This is a genomic window from Kluyvera sichuanensis, assembly GCF_014218705.1.
In the GTDB taxonomy this organism is placed as follows: Bacteria; Pseudomonadota; Gammaproteobacteria; order Enterobacterales; family Enterobacteriaceae; genus Kluyvera; species Kluyvera sichuanensis.
This window is the reverse complement of sequence record NZ_JABBJF010000056.1, coordinates 1-6,397: the sequence shown is the minus strand read 5'-3', so window position 1 is coordinate 6,397 and position 6,397 is coordinate 1. Positions and strand designations below refer to the sequence as shown.

4 protein-coding genes are annotated in these 6,397 nt (G+C 43.2%); 3 read left to right on the top strand and 1 reads right to left on the bottom strand.

Going from position 1 to position 6,397, the window contains the following annotated elements:
* Positions 1 to 1,906, bottom strand: a 1,906-nt coding sequence (locus HII27_RS26465) for a Tn3 family transposase (protein ID WP_185670171.1), incomplete at its 3' end; no start/stop codon positions are given.
* Between the two features lie 159 nt (positions 1,907 to 2,065).
* On the opposite strand from HII27_RS26465, the gene HII27_RS26460 reads away from it, so the two are divergent.
* Genes HII27_RS26460 through HII27_RS26450 form a run of 3 tightly spaced genes read left to right on the top strand, consistent with a single transcriptional unit; the run spans position 2,066 to position 6,097 of the window.
* The gene (locus HII27_RS26460) at positions 2,066 to 2,635 is read left to right on the top strand and encodes a recombinase family protein (protein WP_004098989.1); all 570 of its coding nucleotides are present in this window, start codon (positions 2,066 to 2,068) and stop codon (positions 2,633 to 2,635) included.
* A gap of 7 nt (positions 2,636 to 2,642) precedes the next feature.
* Positions 2,643 to 4,034 carry an SIR2 family protein gene (locus tag HII27_RS26455; RefSeq protein WP_004098990.1) on the top strand — a complete coding sequence of 464 codons (1,392 nt, stop codon included), beginning with the start codon at positions 2,643 to 2,645 and terminating at the stop codon, positions 4,032 to 4,034.
* Complete coding sequence (locus HII27_RS26450) at positions 4,031 to 6,097, top strand: ATP-binding protein (RefSeq protein WP_004098991.1); 2,067 nt, start codon at positions 4,031 to 4,033, stop codon at positions 6,095 to 6,097. The genes HII27_RS26455 and HII27_RS26450 overlap by 4 nt, the downstream gene beginning before the upstream one ends.
* The last annotated feature ends 300 nt before the right edge of the window (positions 6,098 to 6,397 follow it).

Genomic DNA, 6,397 nt, shown 5'->3' with positions numbered 1-6,397 from the left:
TCAGGGGTTCATGCCCTATATTGCAGGCTTCTGCCAGCAGTGTTGCGCACAGACTGACCTGGAGATCCTGCGCCCGAGCACCTGATTCACTGACGTGGCTGAATTCGCGGGTAAAACCGGTTCGGGCATCTATTTCAAGCAACAGCTCCGTCAGATCAACCGGAGGGATCAATTCTCTTACCCGACGATTCAATTGTATCAGTGCCGGTGGCTCATCCAGTTTATCCAGACTGCTAATCGTCAGTGAGGGATGCTTACCTTCATTGCTTATGCTGACCGCTGCGTTGCAGGCAAAACGTGAAGCCACTGATTTCCATGTGTCATCAAGCCGCGTAGCCAGTTGTTCTGCTGCTTTAGTTCCGTCTGATGGATGACCCAGCGCCCGACATACCGGGATGCGTTGTGCCTGCCATTCAGCTCCCTGAAGCAATTTTTGACGCGGGTCCCCCCACCGATCACTGTTCTCCAGCCAGAGATCACGACGGCGCAAAGAATCTTGAAGGCGCTCGAGAAGACACAGCGAGTAACCCGCTCGTAGAATCCTACCATCTCTGTCGTAGACCAGACGTTTCCATGGGCCGGAAATGATTTGCTCTGGTGCATCGTCGAGAATTCGCTTTTTTGAGCCACTCAGTTCGGCCAGATAATGGATTGCTGACAACGTGAGCTCCCCGGCCGGGGCGGCCTGAAAGTGTAAGTCACGCAACATCGCGGACAGGAAACGCTTCACCCGTCCATATTGTTCCACCATTTCATCCTGAAACTGAGTATCTTGCGGGCGCGCCAGCTCATTTACCTTGCCGACGGATTCAGCCAGTTTGTCCTTTGGTATGCGGCGAAAAATAGCCTGCCGCAGAGCTGCTTCATCGGTGTTCTCATCAAGTAATAACGTGCATGCCCGTGCCAGTAATAGCGCGGCACGATCAAGATCTTTCAGGGTCCTGAGCCGCTTTTTCTGCCCGATATTTTTTGCAGAACGCGTGATATCCAGAATAAGCATATCCAGCACATCCACGGCCTCGTCAAGCGCCGAAATTTCCTGTGCTTTCACAAACGCAGTAAGCACGGCCAGTCGCCGTTCGTCAGGCATTCTTGAAATGTATTTCACCGAAGCCATTCCGGCATAACGGGCCAAATTCCGCAGCTGGATGGCAGGCAGACCGGAGAAATTCAACCGGGAAAACTCCATGCTACGCAGTCGGGTATATCGCTCCAGGGCGTCTGTAAATGACGGCCCACTGATAGTGACAGGACCTTTTCGCATCTCCTCCAGCACCGATATACGCTGCCCTTCAGGTATTTCAAGTAAACCGTCCAGTTGTGTTTTCTGCCAGCTGTCAGGCAACAAAGCCAGCCTTCGCCATAATCGTCGACTTGCCCGTTCGCGTACTTCGCCAATCAGCCTTGTCAGAGTCGAGGCTGCGGGTAGCAGGATCTTATTTTGCAGCAACCATGCGGTAGCAAAATCAAACAGCAGACCTGGACGCTCATTGCTGAGCCAGGCGCGAGTATAGAGCAAACGCTTCAGTCTGAATGTCCAGGGGAAATCACCAAAATCATGATAATCATAATAGAGCTTGATAAGCCCCTGATGCTCCCAGCGGGTATTTTCTCTTTCAGCATACCGGGAAAGGATCTCTGGTCGGCTGATGTTCAACTGTGCCGCAATGTAAAAACGGATGAATGAGGGAATTTGAAGGGGATCAGGAAGAAACGTTCCCAGAAAGCGCGCCGTAGTCAGCTGAAGTGCAATCCCCAGCCGGTTATGTTTTCCCCGTCGCTGATTAATAAAAGCAAGGTCACGCTCATCCAGATGAAAATACCGAGCCAGCTGAACCTCATTTGGGTCTGCCACATAGCGACCGTAGTTTTCTGTCTGTTCGCTGGTAAGAAAGTCATCACTCATTGCGCATCCTTTCGTAAACGGGAGTTCTGTCCTTTTTTTAACCGTCTCAAATATTATAAATTGTGAGACTGCTCAAAACGGCATCATACATTAGTATCAAAAATCGCGATTTATACCTTATGATACTACGCAGTATCAATATCGATTTATGAGACCAAAATGGCATTATTAGGATATGCAAGAGTATCAACCAGCCATCAGAAACTGACGAGCCAGATTACTGAACTCAAAACAGCGGGAGTGAGGGATGATCGTGTATTTACTGACATGATGTCAGGAGCAACTGATGAGCGTGCAGGGCTACAGAGACTCCTTGCCAGAGCGGAGAAAGATGACATCATCCTCTGTACTAAAATGGATCGTCTAGGACGTAATACCGCTGATATGATTCGTATTGTGGATACTTGCTATAAAAAAGGCATCGCTATCCGATTTCTAGAGAATGGTCTTAGTACTGAAGGCACAATGGGAAAAATGGTTATCCAGATACTAGCAGCTGTTGCCGAGGCGGAACGAGAAAGGATCTTGGAGCGAACTAACGATGGGCGGAAGACCGCTATGATTAAGGGGGTCAAATTCGGAAGAAAGCCTCACAAGAAGGCTGAATTAGCTAATGAATTGATTAATAAGGACGTACAAGTTAAGGAAGTAATGGAAAAAACGGGTATATCAAGGGCGACCTATTTTAGGCTGAAAAGAAAAACAGCTATTAACTCTAACGAAGGATGAATTCAAAGTGAGTCAATACTTAAAGCTTGGAGATGACCAGTCTCCGGTTCAGTTGGATCCACACAGCGAAGTTGGTGCATTTAAAGTTGTTGGACACTGCTCATGGGCAAAACCAGGAGATAAAATCACTCCTGATTTTTTGCGTTTAAGAATAGAACCTTGGTTAACTGCTCTTTTTCAGTCTGAACACCTAAATATACTTATTGGCGCGGGACTTAGTTCAGCAATCCAAGAGTCAGCGACAGGCACGAAACCTCAAGGCATGGGATGGATTAATGATCTCAAAGTTTGCAAGGCTGAAATAGATAGTTATGTAGCTAAAACAGCTGAAGCCTCAGGAAGAGGAAGAGGTAATATTGAAGACCAAATCCGTTCAATTAATGAGTTAATTAAAGGATTAGAGATTTTAACTGCGCAAAATCTCCCACTTCCAGAACCGCCTCCTGGTGCTCTCCCATATCGAAATTTAAAAAGTGAGTTAGTTGAGTTAAATAATGAGCTAACAAGATGTTTGAAATTATTCTCAGATTCAGTTAGTAATGGGGAAAAGTTAATTCGCGATGCAAAAAACGATTTAAAAACACAAACGTTTAATTATTTAGTAAGTTTTTTGATGAGTTTTTCAAGTCGAACAGCGACAAGGGATCGATTACATATTTTCACGACGAATTACGACAGGATAATTGAAGCAGGAGCTGAAATAGCAGGTATTCGACTAATTGACAGATTTGTTGGTACTATAGCGCCTATTTTCAGATCTTCGCGACTAGAAGTCGACTATCATTATAATCCACCGGGTATTCGTGGTGAACCAAGATATTTGGAAGGTGTGGCGCGCTTTACTAAATTACATGGCTCATTGGACTGGTATACTACCGAAGGAGCCATAAGGCGATTTGGATTACCTTTTGGTGCGAGTTCGGTGGAACCCTTTTTACAAGTGGAGGCTGCTGGAGCAGCGAACTATCATCAATTAATGATTTATCCAAACTCGGTTAAAGACCGAGAAACATCAGAATACCCTTATGTTGAACTATTCAGAGACTTAGCATCTGCAACATGTCGTCCTAATAGTACTTTGGTAACATATGGTTATAGTTTTGGAGATGAACATATAAACCGTGTTATTATTGACATGCTGACAATACCCTCAACGCATATAGTAATAATTGCCTACGGCGATCCACTCGGTAGAATTATGCGCTTTGTAAACGAAAGTGGAAGAAAAGCTCAAATATCTTTATTACTTGGTGACCACTTTGGAGATATCAAGAATTTAGTGGATTTTTATCTTCCTAAAGCAGCGATAGACAGATCATCAATTCGTATGGCAGAACTATTGAAATCAAGGGGTTTATATCGTACAACAATTTCAAATAATAGCGAGGATGCTGAATGAACTCATTTCCGATTGAACAAGGTGAGCAACTCAGGGTCGGCACTGTAGATTTTGTTTCACCTAATGAAATTAGAGCAATATTAGAGATTGACTCACCTGATACTGTTGCTTTGAATGCAGGAACGCCTAGAAACTTTCCAAGAGTAAACAGTTATGTATTAATATCATGTGATAATGGTTACTTAGTTGGGCAAATAGAGTGGCTTGCTGTAGAACATTCGCCTTATCCAAAACAAAGAGATGTTCAAGAATTTGGTTTAGTAAATCTACCATTCCCCCGAAAAAAAATAAGTTTGAATCCGGTGGGAATGCTTAAACGTTTGTCCAAAGATGGTACTGATTATTTCAGATTTCAACGAGGTTCTGAATCGTTTCCTTCTATTGGGGCTGCTATTTTACTACCGACAGATTTACAACTTAGATCAATAGTCGAATCTGGAAATAATAGGCGAGTGATCATTGGACAAAGTCCACTTGCGAACAATGCAAATGTAGCTGTAGATCCTGATAGATTATTTGGTCGTCATATAGCAGTGCTCGGAAATACTGGTAGCGGTAAGTCTTGCTCTGTATCTGGATTAATCCAGTGGTCACTCGAATCTGCATTGGAATCACAAATAAAACCAAATGCCAGATTTATCATCCTAGACCCCAACGGCGAGTATGCACGTGCTTTGGGGCCAACGACGAAATTTAAAGGTAGAGTATTTAAGGTTGAGGCTGAAGGCAGTGAAAACCAATTACAAGTACCCTCATGGTTTTGGAATAGTTCGGAGTGGGCATCATTCACGCAAGCAAGTCCTAAAGCACAACTTCCATTACTAAAACGCTCCTTGAGAGCAATGAGAAATGAAGAATTTGATTTACAAAAGAATATAGATATAGAAGTTAAAAAATACCTAGGTACAATTTTGGTTTCTTTAAAAGCGGATAAATCTAAAGGAGCAGCGGCACTTAATGATTTCCCTGGAGCCAAAAATCTTTTGGCTAAAATTAATATTTGGCGTCAGAGTCTGGAAGAATACAAAGCGAGATTAACTACACCATGCCCTGAGTTAGATAAATTAATCATCTCTATTCAAGATTTTTGTGGGCAAAGAGAAGGCAGATATCCAGATTACAATGCTAAAGTTAGCGCAGTTGATAACATCATAAATGGAGTGTTATCTTCATTTCAGAGCCTTGGAGGCGATGAGTGTGAACTCCTTCCTAAAAACGAGGATATCCCCGTCCCTTTTGACGGAAATAATTTAGTCTCCTATTTAGAGGCGTTAGCACAAGAAAATGGTAGCGAGCAATATGTTGAATATCTAGTAGCTAGAATACGCACAATGCTTGCGGATACAAGAATGAAACCCATAACCAATGACTCAGAGCATAGAGTTGACTTGGCTAATTGGTTAGAAACATATATTGGGAAAGATGGTGATGGTGATAGCTGCGTTTCAATTATTGATCTTTCTTTAGTACCAACTGAAATTACTCATCTTGTGACAGCTGTCATTTCAAGAATTATTTTTGAATCATTGCAACGTTATAGACGACTATATAACAAATCTTTACCTACGGTACTTGTTGCTGAAGAAGCACATACATTTATTAAACGGTATCGTGAGGACAGTGAAAATCAGGATGTCGCAGCTGTTTGCTGTCAAGTATTTGAGAAAATTGCACGAGAAGGCAGGAAATTTGGTCTCGGTATGGTTATTTCTTCGCAACGACCATCAGAATTATCACCTACAGTTTTATCTCAATGTAATACTTTTCTTCTGCATCGAATTAGCAATGACAAAGATCAGGAGCAAGTTCATAAAATGGTACCCGACAATTTGCGAGGATTACTCCGTGAATTGCCTTCATTGCCATCTCAACATGCAATACTGATGGGCTGGGCATCTGAACTTCCTGTCTTAGTTAAAATGAAAAATTTGACGAAAGAGCAGCAACCCCATTCTGATGACCCTGATTTCTGGGATGTTTGGACAAGAAAGGATGCTGATGGGAAATTGGTCGAGAGAACGGCCAATTGGGAAGCTGTTGTAAAGGAATGGCAACAAAATTGAACTGAAGTAGGATGTGAAAACGGGAGGGCAGATCGGAATTGAAGGAACTTTATGCAATCAATCTACTTGGTATTGCGTTCCATCGACCATCAGCCCCATGATCATTGGAGTAGCTGTAAATGCAGCACCTAATAATTAAAATAAAACAATAGGTTAACCTATTAACGTGGTTTTTTACATCGTTGGCCCTCAAACCCCTTATTGAGGAGAGCATAAAAAATATTGGGGCAGCGTGAGCTATGCTGCCATCGCTGGTCCCTTCCCGTCACTTTGAAAACCCGGATACCAGCAGACAAATTT

What these genes read in the sequence shown, in the direction of transcription:
- HII27_RS26460 (WP_004098989.1), top strand. Translation starts at nt 2,066, where the DNA reads ATGGCATTATTAGGATATGCAAGAGTATCAACCAGCCATCAGAAACTG.
- HII27_RS26450 (WP_004098991.1), top strand. Translation starts at nt 4,031, where the DNA reads ATGAACTCATTTCCGATTGAACAAGGTGAGCAACTCAGGGTCGGCACT.